Source organism: Streptomyces sp. NPDC014861 (genome assembly GCF_043081625.1).
Classification (GTDB): domain Bacteria; phylum Actinomycetota; class Actinomycetes; order Streptomycetales; family Streptomycetaceae; genus Streptomyces.
In genome coordinates this window covers 1-1,009 of sequence record NZ_JBIBWV010000051.1, presented here as the reverse complement: position 1 = coordinate 1,009, position 1,009 = coordinate 1, and the positions used below count along the sequence as shown (strand labels likewise).

Here is a 1,009-nt window from a genome sequence, read left to right as displayed (position 1 = left end):
CTAGGACTTGTCCGGACGATCATGTGACTACTCCGTGTCCGGGTCGTTGATGTGGACATGGGGCGGGGTGATCTGAGTGATGCCGAGTGGGAACTCCTACGGCCGTTCCTGCCGGTGAGCAACAGGCGTTGTGGCCGGTGGCGTGACCATCGGCAGGTGATCGACGGGATTCTGCACCGGGTGCGGACGGGTGTTCAGTGGCGTGACCTGCCCGAACGGTTCGGGCCGTGGAAGACCGTCTACGAACGCCATCGGCTGTGGTCCGCGGACGGGACGTGGGAGCGTCTGCTCCAGCAGGTCCAGGCCGCGGCCGACGCAGCCGGCGAGATCGACTGGGACATCTCGGTCGACTCCACCATCGTCCGCGCTCACCAGCATGCGGCGGGCGCCCGTACCGACCCGCCGCCGGCCCCCGCCTCAAAGGGGGCCGAAAGTCCAGAACATCAGGACGAGACGCCGTGGCAGAGCCTGCTCGCCCGCCTGGTGGAGGTGGTGCGGGAGGTGAGGGCCTGGGCCGCTCGCGCGGCGGGTTCACCACCAAGCTCCACCTGAGCGCGGACGGCCGCTGCCGCCCGCTGTCTCTGGTCGTCACACCAGGTCAGCGGGCTGACTGCACCCAGTTCAAACCCGTCCTGGAGAAGATCCGCGTCCCGAGGATCGGACCGGGCAGGCCCCGCAGGAAGCCCGGCAGCCTCGCGGCCGACAAGGCCTACAGCAACGGGCCGTGCCGCGAGTACCTGCGACGCCGCGGCATCCGGCACACGATCCCGGAGAAGACCGACAGCCAGGCCGCCCGCCTGCGCAAAGGCTCACGCGGCGGACGACCACCGGGCTTCGACGAGGAGCGATACAAGAAGCGCAACACCGTTGAGCGGGCCATCAACCGGCTCAAGCAACACCGGGCGGTCGCCACCCGCTACGACAAGCGCCGATATGTCTACCTCGGCACCGCAACCGCGGCAGCCCTCGTCATCTGGCTCCGAACTTGATCGGCCGGACAAGTCCTAGT

Annotated in this window: 1 protein-coding gene; it reads left to right on the top strand. The window is 68.5% G+C overall.

What is annotated here, in order from left to right; genetic code table 11:
• The first annotated feature begins 57 nt into the window (after positions 1 to 57).
• Positions 58 to 989 (top strand): IS5 family transposase gene (locus tag ACF1BN_RS37775; RefSeq protein ID WP_392336130.1). Its coding sequence is split into 2 segments (ribosomal slippage): positions 58 to 402 and positions 405 to 989, totalling 930 coding nucleotides; the frame shifts between segments, so codons are not numbered across the junction.
• Positions 990 to 1,009 lie beyond the last annotated feature (20 nt).